Source organism: Bacillus sp. IBL03825 (assembly GCF_024712505.1).
In the GTDB taxonomy this organism is placed as follows: Bacteria; Bacillota; Bacilli; order Bacillales; family Bacillaceae_G; genus Bacillus_A; species Bacillus_A wiedmannii.
This window is the reverse complement of the sequence record NZ_JAMXKE010000001.1, coordinates 2103325-2126818: the sequence shown is the minus strand read 5'-3', so window position 1 is coordinate 2126818 and position 23494 is coordinate 2103325. Positions and strand designations below refer to the sequence as shown.

The 23494-nt window shown below is 32.6% G+C and carries 30 protein-coding genes; 13 read left to right on the top strand and 17 right to left on the bottom strand.

What is annotated here, in order from left to right; translation table 11 throughout:
* Positions 1–90: 90 nt before the first annotated feature.
* Positions 91–633 carry a site-specific integrase gene (locus tag NHG49_RS11065; RefSeq protein ID WP_078186931.1) on the bottom strand — a complete coding sequence of 181 codons (543 nt, stop codon included), beginning with the start codon at positions 631–633 and terminating at the stop codon, positions 91–93.
* Positions 634–1110: 477 nt separating this feature from the next.
* Here NHG49_RS11065 and NHG49_RS11060 point away from each other — a divergent pair, with 477 nt between their 5' ends.
* On the top strand, positions 1111–1320 hold the full coding sequence (locus NHG49_RS11060; protein ID WP_001067900.1) for a hypothetical protein: 210 nt from the start codon (positions 1111–1113) through the stop codon (positions 1318–1320).
* Positions 1321–1756: 436 nt separating this feature from the next.
* Here the strand turns inward: NHG49_RS11060 and NHG49_RS11055 are convergent, their stop codons facing one another.
* Positions 1757–1975, bottom strand: a complete 219-nt coding sequence (locus tag NHG49_RS11055; RefSeq protein WP_258125960.1) for a hypothetical protein — start codon at positions 1973–1975, stop codon at positions 1757–1759.
* Between the two features lie 445 nt (positions 1976–2420).
* Here NHG49_RS11055 and NHG49_RS11050 point away from each other — a divergent pair, with 445 nt between their 5' ends.
* Positions 2421–3047, top strand: a complete 627-nt coding sequence (locus NHG49_RS11050) for a hypothetical protein (protein ID WP_097855283.1) — start codon at positions 2421–2423, stop codon at positions 3045–3047.
* A gap of 255 nt (positions 3048–3302) precedes the next feature.
* On the opposite strand, the gene NHG49_RS11045 is transcribed toward NHG49_RS11050, so the two are convergent.
* From NHG49_RS11045 to NHG49_RS11030, 4 genes are all read right to left on the bottom strand, one after another.
* Positions 3303–3845: a site-specific integrase gene (locus NHG49_RS11045; protein ID WP_060749527.1), complete on the bottom strand. Its 543-nt coding sequence runs from the start codon at positions 3843–3845 to the stop codon at positions 3303–3305.
* Positions 3845–4327, bottom strand: a complete 483-nt coding sequence (locus NHG49_RS11040) for an ArpU family phage packaging/lysis transcriptional regulator (RefSeq protein ID WP_258125959.1) — start codon at positions 4325–4327, stop codon at positions 3845–3847. Before NHG49_RS11040 ends, NHG49_RS11045 begins: the two co-directional genes overlap by 1 nt.
* Positions 4328–4354: 27 nt before the next feature.
* Positions 4355–4525: a hypothetical protein gene (locus tag NHG49_RS11035; RefSeq protein ID WP_097807920.1), complete on the bottom strand. Its 171-nt coding sequence runs from the start codon at positions 4523–4525 to the stop codon at positions 4355–4357.
* A 160-nt stretch (positions 4526–4685) separates the two neighbouring features.
* Positions 4686–5342: a DUF6944 family repetitive protein gene (locus NHG49_RS11030; protein WP_070168744.1), complete on the bottom strand. Its 657-nt coding sequence runs from the start codon at positions 5340–5342 to the stop codon at positions 4686–4688.
* Positions 5343–7094: 1752 nt separating this feature from the next.
* Here NHG49_RS11030 and NHG49_RS11025 point away from each other — a divergent pair.
* Positions 7095–8411: a BclA C-terminal domain-containing protein gene (locus tag NHG49_RS11025; RefSeq protein WP_258125958.1), complete on the top strand. Its 1317-nt coding sequence runs from the start codon at positions 7095–7097 to the stop codon at positions 8409–8411.
* A 1454-nt stretch (positions 8412–9865) separates the two neighbouring features.
* Entirely contained in the window at positions 9866–10438 is a 573-nt protein-coding gene (locus NHG49_RS11020) for a cupin domain-containing protein (RefSeq protein ID WP_098103054.1), read from the top strand.
* Positions 10439–10718: 280 nt separating this feature from the next.
* Here the strand turns inward: NHG49_RS11020 and NHG49_RS11015 are convergent, their stop codons facing one another.
* Both NHG49_RS11015 and NHG49_RS11010 read right to left on the bottom strand, forming a co-directional pair.
* Positions 10719–10922 (bottom strand): DUF3947 family protein, encoded by a 204-nt coding sequence (locus tag NHG49_RS11015; protein ID WP_371399829.1) that lies wholly within the window; start codon positions 10920–10922, stop codon positions 10719–10721.
* 44 nt (positions 10923–10966) lie between these two features.
* Positions 10967–11221, bottom strand: a complete 255-nt coding sequence (locus NHG49_RS11010) for a hypothetical protein (RefSeq protein ID WP_078183130.1) — start codon at positions 11219–11221, stop codon at positions 10967–10969.
* 594 nt (positions 11222–11815) lie between these two features.
* Here NHG49_RS11010 and NHG49_RS11005 point away from each other — a divergent pair.
* Together NHG49_RS11005 and NHG49_RS11000 are read left to right on the top strand one after the other, a co-directional pair.
* Positions 11816–12148 carry an S-Ena type endospore appendage gene (locus NHG49_RS11005; protein WP_098103052.1) on the top strand — a complete coding sequence of 111 codons (333 nt, stop codon included), beginning with the start codon at positions 11816–11818 and terminating at the stop codon, positions 12146–12148.
* Positions 12149–12241: 93 nt separating this feature from the next.
* Entirely contained in the window at positions 12242–12652 is a 411-nt protein-coding gene (locus tag NHG49_RS11000) for an S-Ena type endospore appendage (RefSeq protein WP_258125957.1), read from the top strand.
* A 64-nt stretch (positions 12653–12716) separates the two neighbouring features.
* Here the strand turns inward: NHG49_RS11000 and NHG49_RS10995 are convergent, their stop codons facing one another.
* The 8 genes from NHG49_RS10995 to NHG49_RS10960 form a co-directional block, all read right to left on the bottom strand.
* The gene (locus tag NHG49_RS10995) at positions 12717–12908 is read right to left on the bottom strand and encodes a DUF3954 domain-containing protein (RefSeq protein ID WP_078183127.1); all 192 of its coding nucleotides are present in this window, start codon (positions 12906–12908) and stop codon (positions 12717–12719) included.
* A 71-nt stretch (positions 12909–12979) separates the two neighbouring features.
* The gene (locus tag NHG49_RS10990; protein ID WP_098103051.1) at positions 12980–13342 is read right to left on the bottom strand and encodes a cell division protein SepF; all 363 of its coding nucleotides are present in this window, start codon (positions 13340–13342) and stop codon (positions 12980–12982) included.
* A gap of 10 nt (positions 13343–13352) precedes the next feature.
* Complete coding sequence (locus tag NHG49_RS10985; protein WP_258126834.1) at positions 13353–14330, bottom strand: DnaD domain-containing protein; 978 nt, start codon at positions 14328–14330, stop codon at positions 13353–13355.
* A 117-nt stretch (positions 14331–14447) separates the two neighbouring features.
* Entirely contained in the window at positions 14448–14732 is a 285-nt protein-coding gene (locus NHG49_RS10980; RefSeq protein WP_258125954.1) for a hypothetical protein, read from the bottom strand.
* Between the two features lie 173 nt (positions 14733–14905).
* Positions 14906–15127, bottom strand: a complete 222-nt coding sequence (locus NHG49_RS10975) for an RNA polymerase subunit sigma (RefSeq protein WP_089607429.1) — start codon at positions 15125–15127, stop codon at positions 14906–14908.
* Positions 15128–15157: 30 nt separating this feature from the next.
* Complete coding sequence (locus NHG49_RS10970; RefSeq protein ID WP_258125953.1) at positions 15158–15673, bottom strand: helix-turn-helix transcriptional regulator; 516 nt, start codon at positions 15671–15673, stop codon at positions 15158–15160.
* Between the two features lie 67 nt (positions 15674–15740).
* Complete coding sequence (locus NHG49_RS10965; RefSeq protein ID WP_000606754.1) at positions 15741–16040, bottom strand: MerR family transcriptional regulator; 300 nt, start codon at positions 16038–16040, stop codon at positions 15741–15743.
* Positions 16041–16095: 55 nt separating this feature from the next.
* Complete coding sequence (locus tag NHG49_RS10960) at positions 16096–16311, bottom strand: helix-turn-helix domain-containing protein (RefSeq protein WP_258125952.1); 216 nt, start codon at positions 16309–16311, stop codon at positions 16096–16098.
* Between the two features lie 160 nt (positions 16312–16471).
* On the opposite strand from NHG49_RS10960, the gene NHG49_RS10955 reads away from it, so the two are divergent.
* The 6 genes from NHG49_RS10955 to NHG49_RS10930 all read left to right on the top strand — a co-directional run bounded on the left by NHG49_RS10955 (position 16472) and on the right by NHG49_RS10930 (position 21877).
* Positions 16472–16843, top strand: a complete 372-nt coding sequence (locus NHG49_RS10955; RefSeq protein ID WP_001023058.1) for a helix-turn-helix domain-containing protein — start codon at positions 16472–16474, stop codon at positions 16841–16843.
* Between the two features lie 185 nt (positions 16844–17028).
* Complete coding sequence (locus tag NHG49_RS10950; protein ID WP_002135952.1) at positions 17029–17499, top strand: hypothetical protein; 471 nt, start codon at positions 17029–17031, stop codon at positions 17497–17499.
* 10 nt (positions 17500–17509) lie between these two features.
* Positions 17510–18892, top strand: a complete 1383-nt coding sequence (locus tag NHG49_RS10945; protein ID WP_258125951.1) for a chromosome partitioning protein ParB — start codon at positions 17510–17512, stop codon at positions 18890–18892.
* Positions 18876–19958 (top strand): hypothetical protein, encoded by a 1083-nt coding sequence (locus tag NHG49_RS10940; RefSeq protein ID WP_258125950.1) that lies wholly within the window; start codon positions 18876–18878, stop codon positions 19956–19958. Before NHG49_RS10945 ends, NHG49_RS10940 begins: the two co-directional genes overlap by 17 nt.
* Before the next feature lie 243 nt (positions 19959–20201).
* Entirely contained in the window at positions 20202–20684 is a 483-nt protein-coding gene (locus tag NHG49_RS10935) for an ImmA/IrrE family metallo-endopeptidase (RefSeq protein ID WP_258125949.1), read from the top strand.
* Positions 20685–20740: 56 nt separating this feature from the next.
* The gene (locus NHG49_RS10930) at positions 20741–21877 is read left to right on the top strand and encodes a site-specific integrase (RefSeq protein ID WP_258125947.1); all 1137 of its coding nucleotides are present in this window, start codon (positions 20741–20743) and stop codon (positions 21875–21877) included.
* A gap of 240 nt (positions 21878–22117) precedes the next feature.
* On the opposite strand, the gene spoVS is transcribed toward NHG49_RS10930, so the two are convergent.
* Positions 22118–22390, bottom strand: coding sequence for a stage V sporulation protein SpoVS (spoVS, locus tag NHG49_RS10925; RefSeq protein WP_000427790.1), 273 nt, complete (start codon positions 22388–22390; stop codon positions 22118–22120).
* Between the two features lie 482 nt (positions 22391–22872).
* On the opposite strand from spoVS, the gene NHG49_RS10920 reads away from it, so the two are divergent.
* On the top strand, positions 22873–23415 hold the full coding sequence (locus NHG49_RS10920) for a preprotein translocase (protein ID WP_258125946.1): 543 nt from the start codon (positions 22873–22875) through the stop codon (positions 23413–23415).
* The last annotated feature ends 79 nt before the right edge of the window (positions 23416–23494 follow it).

The window sequence follows — 23494 nt, the reverse complement described above, 5'->3', positions numbered from 1 at the left end:
ATCGGAATAAGAAAAGGAATCCTTTTTGGGGTTCCTTTTTTCTATACAAAATAAAAAAGCAGCGGATTCGCTACTTTTGTTGTTTCTTATTTATAAACTGAAATCTTCTAATGATTTATCAATCTCATCTTGTTGGATTCCTATATAACGTAATGTAATCGATGGAGCAGAATGATTAAAGATTGTTTGTAGCATTACTACATCTTTTGTCTTCTGATAATAATGATAGCCAAAAGTTTTTCTAAGAGTATGCGTTCCAATTTCATCAAGCCCTACTTTTTCAGCAGCAGCGTTCATAATTCGATAAGCTTGAATTCTCGTGATCGGTTTTCCTGTCTTTTTAGAAGCAAATAAGCAATCTGTTTCATTCATTCCACTTACATACTCATTTATTTTTTCTCTTAACGCTGTATTGATAATGAAACGTTTCTCTTTCCCGGTCTTCTGTTCTTTAATTACAATGTGAGTTCTTTCTTTCACATCATTTACATGTAACTTTAATAAGTCACTAATTCTTAGACCTGTATTGATTCCCATTTCAAATAAAAACAAATCACGATAAGATTGGCGACGTAAAACCTCTTTCACTTCTTCTAATTTTTTCTTATCTCGAATTGGTTGCACAAACTTCATTCCTTACCCCTCCATACGTTATGTTACATTAGATGTATCTTCATTATACAATATGTTACATAATATATGGTAGTTATTTTTATAAATAGACAAAAATGTTGATATAACAGCGTTTCTCTTCTGAAATATAATGTAACAAAATATATGATGTGTTACATTAGATGTTTTTTTGAAACTTCTTTACAATATTTGGTTTGTGTTGAGTTTGTTTTGTAAAATGCAACACGTTTGGGCTGACCTTTCCTTAACAACAAACAAGACGCCAACCAGAACACGGCAGCGCCTGCTATAATTGCTATACACATGTTTGTTCTATCTATATAGTAAAATAAAACACCCATAATGGACACATCATAAGATTAGTAACCCTATTTTTCTGTTCATTGATTATTATGTTTATAGACCTAGATTGTGCACATCTATATTCAGTAAGCGCATACCCTATTACATGAATACTACTTTAGGAGTGATTATATTATGAATCCCTTCCCGATGAGGATTGCTTTTGTAGCTCCAGCTGCGACTTGGCAACATTTACTTCAATATCATTCATATGGTCAATATGGTATGCAACCTGGGCACATTCCCTTTACTCCTACAATTCCGCCTTCTCCCGTAATATACCAATATCATTATAATTTCCCATCATTGTATTTCCAAGAGTTTCACGGTACATTTAACATCTAATATCTGTACCATGATGATGTCAATTCATGTTATACCTAAAACAGTATTTAAATACGTTTAATGTGTAATTTCTATATAACAAAGAAAAAAGCACCCGTTATGGATGCTCTGATATCAATTATTTATTTGTATTTTAATTACGGTAAATGAAGTTTTACCCTTCTTCCAGTTACTTAATATTGCTGCACCAATCTTTTTATGCATTATTAAGTAACTGGAAGAAGAGCAAAAGCTCTCCTTAATAACGGTATCATTCAATCGTTACCATCTGCTGGTTTCGGATTTTATGTGCCATCATTACGAACCGTTTAGAATTTTAAAAATAACATAATGAGTTGTGTTTCCCGCCACTTCCCACAATACAAATATAACACGTTAATTCCAAAATAACCGGCACATTTCCTGCCAAAAAGCGGTCACGACTCTGCCAACTTTTTCATAGTTCAAATTTTTCCACTGCATTTGTTAATTCCACTGATACACCGAATATACTTTTTTTCATTTCTGTCATTTTCTTTTTTATAAACCACTGTGGATAATTCAATTCTTCTAGAATATTTCTAAAATAAGTTGGATTTAGCTTTAACACATCAGGATTTCTTCCAGTATTCCTTTTGTATCTAATTATTACTTCTAATAGTTCTTCATTTAACATGAATCACAATTACCTCCCCCTTACATTTTATATTTATGTATATACACCATTCAATTCCTTGATACTACCACTTACCCATATCTTATATTGTGTGTAACTGCCCCCTTCGCTGAAACCCTTGGTATCATTGATTTCATTTAACTTTCTCTTTTGAGTTACACAGTACGAAAATTATGAGTAACTGTATAGGGATACCACCAGCATTTTACAAAACAACCTACACTATGAGGAAATATGTAAATAAGCTGTCCATATGGGCAGCTTATTTACATATTTCTCGTTATTGGAAGTTAAATTTTATCAGTTTTTCCTTCTTTGAGTACCTGTATTAATTTTTATAACTTGTTTTTTAAAGTAAGAAAAAACCTTTAGGTTCCCATAAAGGCAATTATGTCCAAACTAACTAATTCCTTTTCTATATAGTATTAAAAAAGGAGATGAGAAAATGAGTAATAATGAGCATAAATCTTTAAGTAAAAATAAAGTGAAAATAGAATCGGCACATCAAGAGTGTATTGACCGTGCTTATCGTATTCCCATATTTTTAAGTACGACAACTCATTTAAATGACAACCAACAAAGATTTCTAAACCGTCTAATTTTAGAAATTGAGTATGCTTTGCTTTTTCCACGTACATTGCCTTTAAGTGAAAGTTATCCCGAATCCATTTTAACTGATATTCGTCGTCTAGTTTCATCAAGCTATGGAATGTTAGCAGTAAACCTTCGTCGTTTTAAAATTCAAACAGTTGACGTCAATGTAGGACCTCTTCCACCACCAACTCCATTCTGGGTAGGATCAGTTTATTCACAAGTAGAACCTTCAATGGCTTTTCAATTTGGTCTCCCCTTATTATTAGTAAGGGAAGAAGATACTGACGTAAATAATGGAATTTGGGCAGGAGGAATTGCCCCACTTAACCTATTTATAGTTTGGCATTCTGAAACTCAAACTGTAGACCAATTCTTTAACACTCCTGAATGGAGATCAGCTTTTGCAAATTGGAGTGCACAAGTAAGAAATGCTTTTTATATTCAGACAGAACCTAAGTTCAAGTACAGTTGCGAATGATAAATTGGCCCTTTAGTTTTCTAAGGAACACATGAATATTCTATACAAAACTAGTTAATATAACGTCCTATCATCGGTAGCAAGGAAAAAGTGGCCCCGTACTCTGACAAGGGAACCTACTCCTGGTGCGGGTTTTCGGGTTCTCGTTTGTTACTGGATTAGTCGAAAACTGTATAAATTTTTGTATGCTCTTTGCGTGGGGGGTTTCAAAAATGCTGGCGATACCCCTAGATTTAAAAAGAAAAAAAGCAATGATTAGATTTTAAACCTAGTCATTGCTTTATCCATTGCATCTTGGTTTACACCTATATAACGTAGTGTGACTTTCTCTGACGAGTGATTGAATATCTCCATAAGTAAAGCTATGTTTTTCGTTTGCATGTACATATGATACCCGTACGTCTTTCTCAGTGTATGTGTGCCTATTTCATCTAATCCGAATTCTGCTGCGGCTATACTTAATATCTTATATGCCATGCTACGACCAATTGGACGATTCTTCCCTTGTCTACTTTGTAATAAATACTCATTGTCTTCTCTTTCTTCAATAAACCATTTAAGTTCTCTTTTCAGTGCTGCAGTAATTTGTATTCGTTTTTGTTTCCCTGTTTTCTTTTCCCTCATAGATATATGACTGCCTTTGACATCCCCTACTTTTAGTTTCAAAATATCTGAGATTCTAAGACCTGTATTAATACCCATAATGAAGAGAATGTAATTACGTAAGCTTTTTTCCTTAAAATACTCTTTTAGCTGCTGTATTTCTTCTGGATCACGTATTGGCTGAACAAAATTCATTATTCATTACCTCCAGTCTCTTCTGTCTCGTAAACTTCTAATCCAAGTGCAAAAGCAAGCTTATAAAAAGCTTTAGACTTCCAACGTCGATAAGTACGCTCTGACATTCCAATTTCGTTATAGACCATGTAATCACATACATCCTCTTCTTCTAAATAGCGTTTATAAATAATATCTCTTTGGATGCTTCCTGCACGTCCGTTCCCTAATCGATTTAAAAATTGATCTATACGTAATGATATTCTTTCAAGCCATTCTTCTCGTTTACTTTGTTGAATATTTGCTATGGCAACATCTTCTAACGGTTTACCAACTGCATGTGTAGGACCGTGCTCACGCATTTCATAAGAAGGAGTGACCTTCATTTCTTTACGCATCATCCCAAATTGCCTATGTATACGTACACTTTCCAACACGCCTTCTAATTCCTCTTGTGTTGCCGTTCTATCGATTTTTGGTAAGAAAGATAATTGTTTAGTCATGTAAGACCACTCCTTTTTATTTTTTAATTATTTTTGTCTTAAAGCTCCACGTCTCCGCTCATAACAAGGTCTATGCATCCCCATTAAATCCTCAATTTCACGAGTGCTAAATTTCTCTTTTCGTTTTTTCTTATTTTTCTTTTTCGATTGGTTCGATTGCTTTTTCCATTCACGTAATTGATCTTTTAATACCTTCATTCCCCACATCCCCTTTTTTAAAATAAAAAGGACACCTATTCTTAAAACAGCTTTAATTACTGGTTTAATGAATTGGTGTCCTCTAGTTTTCTAGCCGGACTATATTCTGTTTGTTTTCAATTTAAAAGAGTTATTGTTTTAATTGTTCTATTAAATTACTCTATTCATCGTCCCCTTCCAATTCCTCACTCTCTTCACGTATTTGTCCAATTAATGAAATTACAGAACCAACTGCTTGAACCCAACTTCCTATAATATCTATTAGTTTTCCTTCTTCATTTTCATTAGTTTCGTTGTTTACCTCCATGTCTGTATCTTTCTCCCCATCATTTACACTACGTTCTTTATTAGACTGTTCCTTATTTCTGATACTTTTTAATTCGTCAATACCTCCTATTGCTTGTAATGAATTCCCAATTGATTGTAATAAGTTTCCTATAATATTTAAGTATTCATCTTTATCGGATGTATCCTCAAACTCATCTGCTAATGCTGTAAGTCCACCCAAAGCCTGTGTCCAATTCCCGGCAATCACTAATTTAATTTGTGTTTCTTCTTTAAAATCAATAATTAATCCAGATATTACAGTGACATTACCAATTGATTGGATTTCATTACCGATTTTTTCAAGAGACACCTCTCCTTGACCATCAGCCTCTAAAGCATTTCCAACAGCCTGTAATACGTTTCCATAAACATTTAAATCCTTTCTTACATTACTGCTTATAAAATCAAAAGGCGTGCTTCCAATAGCGGAAGTAATTGTTCCTATTGCTGCTACCCCTGCACCAAATATCTCTTTAAATTGATTCTCCATTTAAAACATATCCCAGCATTAAGTAATTAATATAATCCTATTCAATTCCCCATCTCACTGTTAATAATTTTAAATGTCTCTTTACTATCTCATTTTATAATAACGTCTTATAAAAGTATTTTTTAGGAATTATGCAACTTTGTTAAACGTACTTCTATATTAATTTTATACATATTACTGAATCAACTTTATAAACCAACTACATCTTTAAATTTATTAAAATACTTAAGAATCATTATCCGCTCCACACAATGTAAAATGTTCAAAAAGCTCATATTGATCAGCGAAACATTCTAAACATTTTGGACAGATATACATCTGTTTCACCACTTTCTTTTAAAATAAACCTTTCATTAAGTTTTATTCCCATATAACTCTTCCAATTCTGTTTATACTGTAACTGTAAATTTAAGTTACATATCACTTATATTAAAAGGATTATTTTGTTCAAATTCTGGATAGACGTTAATATTCTTCATAAAGGAGGTCTACTGATGAAAAAGACTTTTTTAGTTATTTTTATAGCAACTTTCCTTTTAATAATTTTATATTTTGTTGGTACGTCACTTTTTTGGAACCAACCTTAAATTAAAACAAATAATAAATTACCACTATGATTATTTAATAAATATTCCGTCAATAATGTATATAAGCAGGCAATAGCCAAAACTCATTTAATGAAAACCTAACCTTTCTCCGATCCCCACGGAGAACCAGCCAAGCAGTTAGCTTTCGCTAGCTGCTTTATTTGTTAATCAGTCTTTTAAGAGGAACAAGTTATATGCATAATAGCTCAAATAAAATCCATACTATATGTAGGTTAGGTCTTAAAATCTAAAACCCTTATTTCAAACTTAGACCTAATATACCGCTCCTCTCCCTTCCCTGGGGCTCCGCAGCTAGCTTTTGCTAGTTGCTTTTTTGTCGTACAGGCACCTATTTACTTTAAAACAAATAAACTATCTTGAACTTTACTTCACAATTCATCATTTGTTCATAGTTCACAAACATAACCCTACTATACAGAATATTTTTTAATCGAGTACTCTGGCATAAGCGCTCGTTTTATTTTGGTGATTTTCTGCAAAATGAAATTTTTATTAAGTTCACTTTCACTCCTGTATAACCTTTCCGATTCCGCTTATACTATAGCTGTAACTTAAAGTTACATAGCATTACTTGTAGGGCCTAATTTTTTTGTACAACAAGTAGTTAGCTAATCCGGCTAGCTGCTTTGTTGTGCCAAATTAATTTTGGGTTCAAATAATTCACACCTTTTGAAAAATACACATACGATATTACATATTCTTTTACAGTAATGGTACTGGTCATAAGAGCATCCTCAAAGGTTGCTCTTTTAAATTTAATCTTCTATTTAATCTGTTCACAATTTTATGAGGTAGACATATTATTAACAAGACAAGACATAGTTTATATATAGTGGTGCACAAAAAACTTTGTGCACCATTTTTCATCTCGATAACTTAGTAATTAAATAGCTTTTTTGTTCAAATACTTCACGCCCATGAAAAAATTACATTTGGTATCACGTACTCTTTTACACTAAGAGCTTTGATCCGAAGAGCACTTATATAGTGCTCTTTTTGGTATGGAATGTGAAATAAAGGCTTGCTCTTAAAACCTTTTATGTAATTATTGTAGGTTTTTTCCTTACACCCGTGTGTCTGTTTACTCATAAGTTGTTAAAGTATAAATATAAATTGTTCGTTAATTTATAAGGGAGGTGTAAAAATGAGTAAATTTAAAAAGAATTGTCACATACCCTTTCCATGTGCCTTTCCTTTACCTCAAATCGGGTCTACTGGATTAACTGGTGCTACTGGACCTACTGGAGCTACCGGACCTTCAGGTGGACCTCGGGGACCTACCGGGCCTACTGGAATTCAAGGTAGCCTGGGACCTACTGGGCCTCAAGGTATTTCTGGACCTCAAGGGATTCCTGGGATTTCTGGATCTATTGGTCCAACTGGACCTTCTGGAATTCAAGGTATCCAAGGTATCCAAGGCATTCCTGGCATTCAAGGTCCTATTGGACCCACTGGAATAACAGGGGTCACTGGAATTCAAGGGATTCCTGGCATTCAAGGGATTCCTGGCATTCAAGGGATTCAAGGGATTCAAGGGATTCCTGGTCCGACCGGCCCTCAAGGGATTCCTGGCATTCCTGGTTCTGAAGGTCCAACTGGACCTTCTGGAGCTGTTGGACCTACCGGCCCTTCCGGGGGACCGCCAGGACCAACGGGCCCGACTGGACCTTCTGGGGGACCACCAGGACCAACCGGAGTGACTGGCCCCACTGGACCTTCTGGGTCACCAGGACCAACCGGACTTCAAGGTATTCAAGGTATCCAAGGGATTCCTGGCCCCACTGGACCTCAAGGAAGTCAAGGGATTCAGGGGATTCAAGGTAATCCGGGACCTATTGGTCCTATTGGACCCACTGGAATAACTGGGGCGACTGGAATTCAGGGTATCCAAGGTATTCAAGGTAATCCGGGACTTATTGGACCTATCGGCCCGACTGGCCCAACTGGGCTTCAAGGTATCCAAGGCATCCAAGGCATTCCTGGGCCTACTGGATTACCAGGAACCGCTGGAGCTACCGGACCTACTGGGCCTACCGGTCTTACAGTATCTGGGTTATCTCATTATGCTTATGTTTTCAATACAGCAGCTCAAGTTGTTGCCTTAGAAGCACCTATTCTTTTTAATTCACATGGTAGAATGACATCTGGTTTTACTCATACACTGGGAACTTCTCAATTAATGGTTCTTAATGCAGGAGATTATAAAATTTCTTTTTCTGTATCAGGAGTTGAGCCTAATCAATTCACACTTTTTTTAAATGGTGCTCCGGTTACCAGCGCAGTTTATGGATCAGGTGCAGGAACTCAACCAAACAACGGCCAAACAATCCTCGCTTTAGCTGCAGGAGATATTATTACCCTTAATAATCATACTTCCGCTGCTGCAGTTACTTTGCAGACTTTGGCAGGTGGAACACAAACAAATATAAATGCTTCGATTGTAATTGAAAAATTAAATTAATTTAATCATTTATTTCTTGAAACTCTGCCAGTAAATAACCTGGGGTGGATTCTTTTTTTTAACAAGCAGTTAGCTTTTGCTAGCTGCTCTTTAAATTAAAATAACGATTTTGTTATATATGTTTTTTCACACTTCATAAGAAAATACATATATTAATATAGGCTGCACATGTATTCATGCTTACAAATTAGGCCTTGTGAGCTGACACCTATTTTCTATTAAAAATCTTGGTCAGAGAGCGCTTTTTAAAACGCTCTTTATATTTAAATAAAGATTTTATTTAATCTCGCACCTAAATCAAAAACATACATACATACAATATTATGGGTATTCTTTTTCAACATTAGTTTTAGTCAGAGCGCCTTTCTCTCAAGGCGCTCTTTATTATTTAATGACAGGCTCCATAATTCCATGTAAGGCATACAATATTAAAAATTTACTCGTGAAAATCTGATTACGATTTTTTAGATTTTCTATATCTCATGAAACATTCACCTACCTTACTAAGGGCGCATATAAAAATGCACTCTTTTTATTTGTTGTTAAATAAGGATTTTGTTTTACTTGTACTAGCTATCCGTCCCTTGTATAAATGCACCTTTTTTACATACCATATTAAAATCCAAATAATCATCTTTTAGGACGGTACTAATATGAACAAGACATTAAAATACATTTTAACCTTCTTTTGTGTAGTGTTTTATATTGCCATAATTAGCTGTATTATTTATCTAAACTTTGTTTCAGAGCATTTTATTCCTCCAAGCAAGAAATCTAAGATCGAACATAACCATTTATAATTAGGCATAAGTAACGCTCTACAAGGCATTCTTTAGCTTTAAAATAAGATTTTGTTTAGATTTCATTAACCTTACTGATTCTTTGGCATACAATATTATCACAAGGAATTCCACAGGTTGCTCTGGTCCAGTTACCTTGAATTTCTTGCAGACCTTGTGGGAAGAATCCGTTTATAAAAGACGGGTTCTTTTATTTTTGGTCATACAACAAGAAGTTTGTTAAAAAATTAATTCAATTCTACATCCTGGTGCATTCTATATCTAAAAGGACTAATCATAAAAATCTTAAAATACATTGCTCTTATTATTGGATGGATCACATTGATATCTTTTGGGTATGCTATATTCTTTTTGTAATTATTTCTTTGCCGCACTTTTAATTTTCCCATTAAAATTTATCACCATTAGGCAAAAATCACATATATTATTTATGGATTGTTATTCATAGTTTTAGGCGGAGCACCCTAGTCAGGTGCTCTTTTTTTATTAATCAAATAACTATTTTATTAAGTTTTTTATACCAGTAGTACATCCCTTATTAACTTGTTACTTTTATTTTTTATTACTGCCCATTTCCTCTTATTCTGCATTCCTATAAATAGACAACAGCATAGGATAAAAAGTAAATGATAAAATTATGAGAGGAGCTTGGATATGCAACATATTCCACGTTATTATTATCAATCTCAAAGCCCAATGGATAGCATCTGGAATAACAATAATTGGATTTACGCTTGGAATCCTTATTATTACAGTTACAACAATAATGCTTGGAACCACAACCGGAATCCTTATTGTGAAAATGTTAGATTAACAGATTATGGAGCTAGACCATTTGTATTGAATATTAACCAAGCCACTAAACAAAATAATACTTACCGCACCGCTATCTGGACAGGAAAAAACTTACAAGTAACTTTAATGAGTATTAATGTTGGAGATGACATAGGTTTAGAAGTACACCCTACAACTGATCAATTCATACGTATTGAAGAGGGTCAAGGGCTTGTTCAAATGGGTGATAACAAAGATAAATTAGATTTTCAAGAAATGGCTTATGATGACTATGCAATTATGATACCTGCTGGAAAATGGCATAATGTAATCAATACAGGAAATACACCACTTAAAATTTACGCTATATACGCACCTCCAGAGCATCCCTATGGTACAGTTCATGAAACAAAAGCAATTGCCATTTCTACTGAAGCAAATCGGTATTACTAATTAGAAATTATCTTAGTCTTAAACAAAATTATTTCTCAAATACTTCAAACCCCTAAAAATTTAATATAGCTCTTAGTCATAGATCGCCTTAAAAAGCACCCTTTAATTTTCAAATAAAGATTTTATTAAATTCCGTCACCATTAGGTAAAAGTCACATATATTATTTATGGATTGTCTTTCATAAGTTTTGGCGGAGCACCCTGGTCATGTGCTCTTTTTTATACCCATTTAGTAAAATTGTTATTACAAATGAATACTAACTTAACAATCAAAGCCTTTCTATAAATCGTATACAGTTCCATAAGGGATTGTTGAAAAATATATCCCATCCCCTGAAATTACTATAGGGTTATAATATCCACTAGATATATAGTATGGCTGCATATCCAGATAAATAGGCGGTTGCATACTTTCATACATTTGTTGTTGCATTTGCAACGCTTGATGAACAGCTTGAACTGTACTAGGTGAATCGGCTAGCACAATTGCTGAGTCAGCTATTTATCTATAATAAAATAACGCTTTGGTTAAAATTTTTGATTCTGCCATTCAGTAATACAAGCTGATTCAATTTCTTCAAAATCTCCTTTTTCTTCATCAAAATCAATGACAGCATAGCTGGGAACTACTAAAAATTCTTTTCCACAAATGTTACAAGAAGGATCATCAAATGCATAAACTTCTTTAATTGTGTCTGGATTTTGCAAATCAAAATCAGCATTTTCGAAAACTACAAGACCATTACACCCTTTAACGTTACATCTATGTGCTTCAATAGCCATTTCTCATTCTCCATTTCTTAATAAAATTCAAATTTGATTAAAGTTACTGGTCTAGTTTCGTGATGTCTTTTTTAAGTAATTTGTCCTTTGATAATTTCAAACTATATTATTTTTCAGTTGACATACTACCCCAGGTCTTTACGAATAATCTTTTTTTACATTACACATAATATCTGCAAGCCGACTTCCCACGGCGGCACTCTTTCCAAACGGGGCTCACTCCTCCGAACTGTTTAAGAAAACGGCGGGTAACCTATTTAATTACCTGCCATTTTTACGTATAATCGTAAAAATTCTTGTCCAAACTGTTTAGAGAAAACATCTTAAGCTTTTTGATGAGACCTCCAGCACAGGTTATTTGTAAGGCCGTTCCAATAAATGGAGCGGTCTTATTCATTTATCCCTGCGTTACTTTTCGACAAAATAAAGCTTTTGTAATAAATTACTCTTAATAAAATCCTCTTGTTACAATTATCCCTTCAATTAAAATTACTTCCTATGAGCCGTGCCCCCTCAATAAAAACAAGCATCTAATAAGGTGAAGTATTTTTATATTTCGATAAATACTATTTAACAAATGAAAGGATGTTGTATATGTGTTGTTGTCCAGACCCCCAGTTTGTCTCTGTTTCTACATGCAATTCTTTCACGACAACAGGAGGTGATGTAGTTGGTGGAGCTACAGTATTTAACAATACTGGAGGTCCAGTTCTTTCCGGCTATGTCACTCTTACTAATAACCCTGCAAGTGGTGCAATTACTGCCTTTTTAGCGAACAATGGTACAAATATTATTGGCCCAATAACTCCAGGTAATAGCCAAACTGTTTTTGTGTCAAACATAGGAACATTGGTTGCTTTTTCTGGCACCGGTGGTCAACCTGTTAGTGGTAGAGTTTGTGTTGACGCTGCACGTCAAGTAGCTTAGATTGTAAGAAAAAGATATTAATTCATTTTGGATTTAATATCTTTTTCTTAATTTATATACACCGCTTATACTATTGAAATGAGGCATTATATTATGAAAAAAAATTCTTTGGATTTTAAATATCTATTTCCAATACCCTGTGCTTTTCCAATCCCAATCTATGATTCATTACCAATACCAAAAGAAAAACAAAAACTTGTATGTAATGAAATTTGTGGTAACTTTCTACTTAATGACAACCCTACCTTTCTAGAAGTTTGGGAAAAGAGAATTGAACAACCTGTTACTGCTACTGTCACAATCTTTAACAGTTTACAAAGTTCACTAATTGAAGTTAGCGTGCAACAAAGCATGAGTAAGTCTATCCTTTTCATAGTCCCTCCTGGAAATTCAATTTCCAAAACAATTGAAGATACCCAATCAGTTACTATTCGTCTCTTAGAACCTGGCAGTGCACGCGGAAAATTCTGTTTAGATATAAATTTCACTATAAAGTCCCTATAAATATGAAGGGACTTATACATACTCCCAAAACCTCTTCCTTTTTCTTAATAAAATTCAAATTTGATTAAAGTAACTGTGTTTTTCGTTCTTCCATACGAATTACTTTTCCACTTTGATATACAAATGATTGTTCACCAAATCCACCCTTGGGTGGTTCTATTAGTTGGACCTGACCATTTTTAACAACATATATTCCGTTTATTTTCAAATCTATTTCAGCTGTCATTTCTACAAGATTTTCTTTAATAATTCCCACTAAGACCACTCCCGTATGTTATGATTATTTTGTCGAAGCAAGTCGGGAGCAATCTCGGCTTTTTTGTTTGTCTACAAATATCGCACAACATTTTCTGGAACAAATAATTGTTCTAATGATAAATAAAGTCGTATTGAAATCGGTTCTTTATTATCTCTCGCAGACTTGCAAAGCTCCTCCGCTTCTTCCCAATCGAACTGCTTATCTTCCACTCGCTTAAATCTCCAAATTCCAATTGTATATTCCTCAAATAATTCATACTGATCATTTGGCGCTGTTGTTGGTTTTAATTCATCAGTAGCTCTTACTTGTTTTGGTACTTGAACAACTACATCCGTAAAACGAACTTTAGAATTTAATCGATGAATGTGTGCTTTCTCAGTATCGAATGCTACTACAGGCTCAACATCAAATATTGTTAACTGCTTTGGCATTACAATCCTCCTAAGCCTCTTTTTTATATTTAGCTAATACTTGTTCTAAACGTTTACGTTCACCCTCTAAATCCGTTTCATCGTGCTTTACAGGCTGAGATCGCACTTCTGTATCTTGTGTATGTAACCAATCAGGAACAATTTCTTTTCGAGCATTACTTCTGCCACCACGAGACTGGTATTTCTTACGGAATTGAGTTTGTGCAGCTTCAACATCAGTAATACTCTTATACCCCTTAGCATGCCAATCTCTTAAAATACCTTGTACATAAGACATATTAGGTGCATTCTTTTCTAAAGCTATTTTCATTGCTTTGATAACAAGCTGTGCATTCAAATCTTCAATCCACGCATTAATCCCTTCAGCCACAAATGGTTTAAGAACTCCAAAGTTTTGCTCATAAAATGCTATTGGATTTTCTTCTGCAATTTTTTTATCTCTTGAGCAGCTTGCTGCTTCTTCTTTTGTTTTTGTTTCTTCTTTTTCTTTTGTTTCTGTTTTTGTTTCTTCTTTTTCCTTCATAGGGTCTTCCAAGCCCCTTATAAGCCACTCAAAACGAGCTTGGAAGTATTCCTTAATACGAGGAATTTTAAAATCTTGCTGCTGTTCTAAATCTAAACATGCCTCATAAAAATCAATTAAAAAATCTTCACACTTAATATTCTGGATTTCTTTTAACACACACTTTTCAATATTCATATTTGTAATAGCATTGAATTTAAGCCAATTAATCAACATAATTTCTTTCGTCTTTTTGTTGTAATGAATTTTCCCGTAATCAGCAAACCTCTCTAGCAGCTTCTCAACCGTTTCACGGTTATATCCTGTATCCATTTCTATCACTCGTAGTGGAAGCTCATAGATACCACTCTGAGAAGTTTTGCTATTAGTCATTAAGTATAAGTAGAAGTATTTCTCCTCCGGTGTAAGATCTAAAACGAAAGCATCTTGCCAATATGAAACTTGAACAGGTCTATAAACTGCCATATTATTCATCCTCCATTGTTTTACTTGATTTGCTTTGATATACTTAATCCAATTCAATTTTTAGAAAGACTCTCTATAAGAGTCTAAAATCTATCACTCTGCCAAGTGATAGATTTTTTATTTTTTACGACTAACTAATGATGCATTGATCCCCTGTCCTTGAAGACTTTTAACAACTACACGATAACTCTTTGATACATCGTGATCCTCTTTTTCATTACGAAGGCTCTTGAATTCTTTTGCGCATCTATTTAATTCTTTCTCCCAATGATTTGCTTCATCTAATGAACCAGCATTGAACATGTTATGAATACATGTAACCATGCAATTATGTAATTCACTCGCAAAGGTAAAATCCCCTGGTAGAACTAAATCAAACAGACGATTACATTCTGATTTCATGACTTATTCCTCATTTCTAGTAATTTGATACTGTACGCATCGTTATGAACAGAAAGTATATTAAGGGGTTAGAGTTAACTAATCTTTCTGGTCATAACGACAAGCACAACAGCTTGTCGCACTAAATTGTTATATGCTATAATTTATCTATTGTCATGATTGGCTATCGCAAGCTACGCGGTAGCCTTTCCTTTTTTCTTTTTGTTTTTCAAAACAAATGCTGCTTCGATAATTCGAATTCTTATCTCCATCAACTTCTTCTCTTGCTTTAAGTTTTTTGCTTTCCTATAGTCTCCACAAACTGATGCAATTCGAATATCACCATATAAATTTGCTTCCTTACGAATTAGAGCTTTATATTGATTTAAAGTTGGACTTGCATAATCAATCGTCATATCTTAAACCTCCCCAATAAAATAATTAAATTAACCTTTTATATACTTCCTAGCTCGTAATGATACTTTCCAGTACTTAAAGACTTCTTTCATTGAAATACCATATTGATCACATAGGACCGCTACGAGGCTCATCATTGAACCTGTAGCATCCAGGATTTCATGCATTACCTTTTTCAAATCTTCTTTCTCACTTTCGGACCAAGTTTGTGAAGGTTTAAACCAACATACTGTATCGAGTTGTTCCAACGCTTCATTGGTCTCTTGTTGGACCATGTACCTCATACTTGCAGGATGTAGATCTATAAGCTCTCCATTAAAAAATGGGATACTAACATAACCAGTAGCTTCACTCCACATTTTGAAAAACAGTTGTGGATCATCAATGCCTTCTGTAATACATTTTCTTAAATCCTCTGGTAACTTTCGTTTTTCAGTTTCATATTTTGCTAGTGACTCACGACTCACGGGGATTTCTAAGGAGAGTTGTTCTTGGGTGATTCCCTTTCGTTTTCGTGCCATAGCAACTTCTTTTCCTATGGACATCGTTTACTTCCCCCATTCGTACCTAAAGCAATATTTATTTGTGACAACTTACTATGGTAATTTATTATTAGACGGATTCTTTAAATGGATTGTAATACTCTGTATTGTTTTCTACCCATTCAGTGTGATTTTCCATCCACTTAAAAAGAAGATGTGTAGGAATAAGAACTCCTGCTTCGCGACATACTGGAAAATCAGAACGGTTTAATAACTCAGATGCTTTTGTACGTTTGATATGTAACAGTTCCATTAATTCCGTAATAGTTAAAAATGGTGGTAACTCTTTCATTGGTTGAAGATGTTCAGTTGCTTTTTGTACTTCTTCCCGGATAATTTGACGGAATGATTCGATATCGAAGTTAATCATTTATATCCCCCTATTTTTCTTATTACTAAAATTTTAAATTCGCCATTTTGGCGATTTATTTTTCAAAAAAAAGAGAGTCTATTCTTACCTTTAAAACATCTGCAACCTGCGCAAGTGCCTCGGCGGAAAATTTGCTTCTTCCTTTTTCGATATAATGATATCCATTCGGACTATCATATCCTAATATTTTAGACATTTCCTCAAGAGTAATCTTTTGTTCTTTTCGCAAATCCTTTATCTTTTTTAAATTAACCTTTCTAATTGCAACCATTTTAATCCTCCTTTTCTCCATTTTGGCAACTTATACCTCAATAATAAATCGCCATTTCGGCAAAGTCAATCAAAAAAATTACCATATCGGCAATTTAAATGATATGCATATCCCCAATATGGTAAAATAATACTAAGTTTTACTAGGAAGGATGAAATTTATGAATATCCTTGGTGATCGAATCAGGTACTTAAGAGAATTGAATAATCTTTCTCAAAAAAGGTTATCTGATGCATTAGGATTAACAAATACTCAACTATCAAGATACGAACGTGGTGAAAGAAATCCTGAGCCTGAAACAATAAAACTAATAGCTGATTATTTTGATGTAACAACAGATTATTTACATGGCAGAACGAATAATATAAATTATACCAACCCTGATTTTAAAAACATTCTTGATGACGCTGAATTAGGTCTTTGGTTTAAAGATATTAAAGATGCTAGTCCTGAAAAGCGTGAAGAATTAAAACGCTTTTGGGAGTTCATTATGCAAAATGAAATAAAACGTAAATCTGGAGATAAAAAGTAGGAAAAACAGCCTTTAGAGGCTGTTTTTCCTACATAAATAACGCCATATTATCCCTATACAAGAATAATACAGTAAACGTTAAATTTTATAATGCCAACTATCAATCTCAAAACATACTATCACTATTTTTTAAACCTTTATTAAGCAAATCTATTCCAAATATATTTAGGGGGTTATCTTTAACAATGAAAAGTTTACCAGCAGAATCTAAGGAAAAGCCAGTAGAAATTAAAAATGAAACTTCTGTAGAAAAAAACACATTAGAAAATGAGATTATAGAGGATAATAATAATTTATTGTATAAACAAAGATTGAAAGACTTTATGAAACAGATTGGAAATAATGAAAATTTCGATATTAAATTTTACAAAACAAGTGAACAAACTCTTCAGGAATATTATAAATTTATTACAGCTGCACTTACATATGAAATTATTGATTTACTAAAGAAATATGATAAAAAGATTATTACAGATGATATTATTCGAGAAGCAGTCAGTAATTTCCTAAGTCAAGCTGATGCTTTTAATGTAGCAATAGTAGAACTTCAAGATACAATTTCAAAACTAATTTCACATAGTAGTAGTACCTCTATTGATAAAGCTAGTCATTACATTAATTATACCCTTCCAAACACTAAAATAAAGGAGGATTGAACAAGCCATTATGCAAGAACAAAAATTATTTTTCACTCGAAGAAACCAATTTAGTTTTTGGGAAAAACTTATGCATTTAAATAGCAATCAATATATCAATCTATATTCACAACTTGTACAAAAACGGCTTATAACAAATACAGCAGTTGCTCCGGATAATTATCCTAATTTTTTTTATTGTAAATATTTAGATTTTCAGGGTGAACATAAGCGACAACTAGAGTGTCTAGTAGATTCGTTTTTTCACACCCTTTCATCTCCAAAATCAGACTTTAATGCCATTATGTTTACTTATTCTAAAACAATCTTGAACCTAGAAAACCTAGGGGATCGCTTTAAGCAGTTATCAACTACACTTCCTCAAAAAATAAGTATTGAAAATTTAGAAATAAATCACTTTTTAGAATGTAATAACACTGTGTTAGATATAAGATTTACAAGTTCTAAAAATACCTACTTTAAAGAAAATAAAAATGAAAAATTAATTCATACCGAATTAAGATTTTACTTACAGCATAATATCGCACTTGTTACAAATTATTCTGACTACACTCACTCAGAATCGCAAAAAAAAGAATTTATTAGTGGCGTGTTAAATATTATTACTAACAATAGTAGTTTTTCCTTTATGGAATTGAAAGATCATTCTTTACGCAGTATTTTACTGGCTGACAAAGCAATTCCAACAAAAATAAAGTTTGAAGTAGAAGGGCGCATGGAAGTTGGTATTAATATAAATCAAAATATCAGTACTTACGAAGCATTGGCTCAGGATGAACTTAGATATTTTTATGACAAATATCCTATTTCCCACATTAAAGTCACTATTTCTGAACAAGATGATAAGATATTATTAATTAATGGAGATGAAGGGAAACTTTTATCCCGTTCTAAAAATATTGAAACAGAAGACATCGACTTATTTATTGAACAATTAACGAAATTACTAAAATACGATTACTTAAATCAGGACTACAACAAAGTACTATTATCTTTAGCAAATGAAAAAATAATTTCAACATCACGTTTTATAAAAGTAGAACTTACTAAAGGTTTCAAAGAAATAGAAAAACTTATTGCAAATAAATGTGAAGATGAGACATTAATGTACATAAAAACTATTAAAAATGCTTTCTTTTATAGTTTAATTAACAATTTCATTTTAGAGACAAACGAGAACATAGATACATCAATTTTAAGGATTGAAAATAAAACTTTAGAACTTTTCTCCTCTATCTCAAAAATGGATAAACAAAATATACATAATAATCTATGTTACTTAATAGACTTTTACAAAAAAAAGGATAAAGAAAAAACTTTTGAAGATTTCCTTAGTCAAATTGATAGTAAATTAAAACCTATGGGATGTGCATCAAATGTTATTGGGGCATGAATATGAAATTTTGTCTAGAATACCAGAGCATTTCACGTTACACAACAGTAATTATTTTATATTCAATCAAAAAAAACTAACAGATGAGTTTCACTCAACAGAAATAGACTCTCTTATGAGTTTAACTAATCAAGGAATCTTATCAAAGAAAGGCGAACTTATCTATATTGACATTAACAATTGGATTGACTTATTTATAAAAGAGTTAGAAAAAACAATGATTAACTTAGGTTATTCATTCATTTGTAAATATAATAAAGATGAGAGTTTAATTCAGTTCCAAAGTAAAGAGTCTGAAGATATATCCAAAGAATTCCAATTGAATTTCAATCCAAATACAGAGGAAGTTTATAATTTAAATAATGTAATTCATTTTTGTATACCTATGTCATTTGAATTTTCTCTGTTTTGGCTAGATCTTATAAATAATCACAATATCCTAATAATGTTCTGTGAATTTTTAAATAATGAATTTGAACGTTTCCAATATGATAAGAAAATTAGATTTAACTTTTTTGATGGGTTAGAGTTAGGAGATATAAATCATATTTACCATAAGAGTATCAGTAGTTACTTTACAAAAAAACAATTCAATAAGAATATTATTTCAGAAGAACTAAATCAAAAAATAAAAATGTTTATTTCTAAAGAAGATTATGAAGCTTATCAGATTACGATAAACAAATCCAATATTGCTGTTGTTAAATTAAAAAATGAAATTATATTCTTTTCATTTTTAGAAGATAAATTATATTATTCACAAGAAACCCTTCAAGAACTAGAAAATTTAAAGGAATTACTGCTAAATAAAGTAATTGAATATAATCAAATAATGTTAATCAATCGAACTAAGCTAATTGATTCAAAACATAAATCCTCAATCATTATCTTTAATATATTTTCGTACTTAGCAATTTCACTTAATTTTTTCATATATACTTTAAATTTAAATAATCAATACTTAAAATTTGCTACGGCTACAATATCTATTATTAGCTTGCTAGCTATTATTTGGTGGATTATTATTCCTGTAATAAAAATAAGTAGGTTTTCATGGGAAATTTAGTTACAACAGGAAAATAATATTTAAGACACATAAAAAAAGCGTAAGAAATGTATTTCTTACGCTTTTTTCTTTTTATCAATTTATCGCACCGATAATCTAATATTTAAATTTACTTTCAACTTCACGATTCCAAGACATATAATTCATAATTATTTCTTTGCCTATCTTTCTTGCTCTTCCAAGTTTTTTATTTTTGTTATATATTAAGAACATATGTTCTTAATATATGGATGGAGTGAAAATATGTTTCAATCGCAACCCTACTATACAACACAACTTGAAGACTATATCCAGCACTTGTACCAATCCTTATCTATTTTTGTTCCGGAACAAATAGATATGATAGAGATTGCGAAAAAACTAAATATTTGGCTGTATTTCGCTCCGTTTGGGAGTCATGCAATGGAAAGAAATCAAATAGCTAACTTGGTTATTGATAATCGTATCTCTCAGCAAGAACAATGGGAGGATTTTGGCCATGAGACCTGTCACATCTTATTTCATTCTGGTAATCAATTATTAATGCATCAAATGTTTCTAGATTATCAAGAAGCAAAGGCTAAAAACTTTGCACAACAATTTTGTGTACCTACTTTTATGTTACGAAAGCTTTCTCCCCTACAGTTAAAAGCATATATAATCTCAGAAAAATTCAATGTAACAACACAATTTGCTGAAAAAAGGCTTTTACATTATGAAAATCAATTATTAGCAAGTAAATTATAAAACCGAATATCACAATACTGTGATTTTTAAAACTAACGATACAGGAGGTATTGAATATGAAAGGAAGTTTTCGTAAACGTGGAAATACGTGGTCTTTTACAATAGATATCGGTATAGATCCGACCACAGGAAAACGACAGCAAAAAAGTAAGAGTGGATTTAGAACAAAAAAAGAAGCCCAAAATACTGCTGCAACAATGATTACAGAGATAGAGAAAGGAATATATTTTGATGACAAACAATTAGCTGTTTTAGATGTATGGGAAAAGTTAAAGCCTCTTCGTAAAGCTGAATTAAAAATTACATCTTATGAAAAAGACATGAGCTTAGTTAGGCTCTATATCCTTCCCCCATTTAGTTATAAAAAAATTAAAAGTATTAAGCCCGTAATGATTCAAAGCTACTATGCTGAACTTAAGGAAAAAGGACTATCAAATGGTACAATCAGCAATATCCACCGCTGCCTAAGATGCATTTTCAAACACGCTGTAGAATGGGAAATCATACATGATAATATAATGAATAAGGTTAAAAAACCACGTGAAGAGCAAGGTGAGATGAAAACATGGTCCAGCGAAGAATGTAATCGATTCCTCCAGTATCTAAAAGAAAAAAATATTAAGTACCATATGTTCTTCTTACTTGCAATCTATACAGGTATGAGACGCGGAGAATTACTTGCACTAACATGGAAAGACATTGACTTTGATAATAAACGTATCCTGGTTAATAAATCGCTTGTAAAAACAGAAAAAGGACTTTTTAAAGCTGCTACAAAAACTAAGTCTTCAAATAGAAGCATTAGTATCTCTTCTTTTGTTATAGGGAAGTTACAATCCTACTACTCCTATAAAAAGAAAGAATTTTTCCGCTGGGGTATACACTTGAATGAAGAGGCCTATATTTTCACCGGCAATACGATACATTCACCCTTACATATAGATGCTCCTCATCGGTTTTTGAATGACCACTATAAAAAAGCTGGTGTTCCTCGAATTCGTATACACGACTTACGACATACTCACGCTACACTTATGCTTCAGGCTGGAGAACACCCTAAAATCGTACAAGATCGCTTAGGACATTCATCTATACAAATGACTTTAGATAAGTATAGCCACATCACACAGAACATGCAGCAACAAGCAGCAGAAAACTTCGAGAGCATAATAAAATCTAATGAAAACACCTGATAAAAAATGAAAAGATTTAATGTGAGCAAAATGTGAGCATCAAGGGAAACCAACACTTATAAACCTTGATATAATAAGGTTTTTCATACTATATCGTTGAATCTTGGGAGAAGAATGAGCAGTTTTAGGGGTTTTTATTCTCACAAAACTATAAAAGTGTCACAAATGCCTATTTCATAAGCATTTGTGACACTTTTTGTTTGTTATGTTAAATATCATTTCAATACTGAATTACTGCAGTTACCTTTTCCTTCTAGGACCTACAATTAATTTAATTGCCGTTCTTTCTTGATCATTAATAGTAACCTCTTGAAATGCTGGAACAAAGGCCAAATCAATACCACTTGGAGCAACAAATCCTCTTGCGATTGCAATTGCTTTAATCGCTTGATTTATAGAACCCGCCCCAATCGCTTGAATTTCCACATTGCCACTTGTTCTTAGTACACCAGCTATTGCACCTGCTACTGAATTTGGTTTTGATTTTGAAGATACTTTTAATATATTTTCCATGTAAGTTGCTCCCTCTATTATTTAATCGCTCTTTTGTTACGGTTTAAAATATTTCAACGTATCTTTTACTACTATTCACACCAAAAGCAAACAATGCTACATATGTACATTCATTCGATACTTTTCGTCTTCTTCCTGCCCCGCTACGTAAATAAAAGAAAACAACCATAAACTCTAATATACAAACATTTCAAAAATAGACATTCACTTAAACGATCACATCATTGCAACTGAGGCTACTGGTTTTATTTTTACATGTGAAATTAAAATAAGCATTCCCACTATACTTTAACATTTCAAGATATTCCACTGATATTTTTACCAAATCATTAACCTTTTCTTCTTCAAAAATTGTTACAACTACTATTCTATTACTATATTTCATCGTATTAGCACTTTATACTCCAAATCTATCACCTTTTATATAAGACAAGCATAAAATACTATGAGTATACACTTCATTCATAATAGGGGGTAATATATTGGGTTCATACTATCATTCTTCAAACTCCAATAAAAAATGTTCATGTAACTCTTCTTCCAGTTCCTATAAAAAATGTTCATGCGACCATTCACATAAAAAAAGCTGTCCAGCATACGGCACTTTTTGGCAAACTGAGTTTATAACTGTTCCTTTTGGAGATCCTTTTCCATTTAATCACGTTGGCCCTATAGCAGGAGGAGTTTCCTTACTAAATCCTACTACTATACAAATTAGTCAAACTGGTGATTATAGAGTTTCTTTCATTTCAACTATTAACACTAATTCAAATCCTGTCTTTCCACATATTCCAGTCATGACTATATTTTTAAATAATAATCCACTTGCTAATAGTCAAGGTGATTTCGCTTTCCAAATGAATACTTCATCAAATAACGAATGTCTTCAACTAGCAGGCGAAACAATTGTGACAGCTAATTCCACTCTTCAACTGAAAAATAATAGTGGTTTTAATCGTCAAAGTATTACAACTTGTGATAATGGTATTAATTCCGTTGAATTAACAGTTATAAAACTAAGTTAATAATCCTCTTCACATTCAGATGCTATTTCAGCATCTTTTTTATTGAATAATGTTCTTTTGATTCCTATAATCAAACATA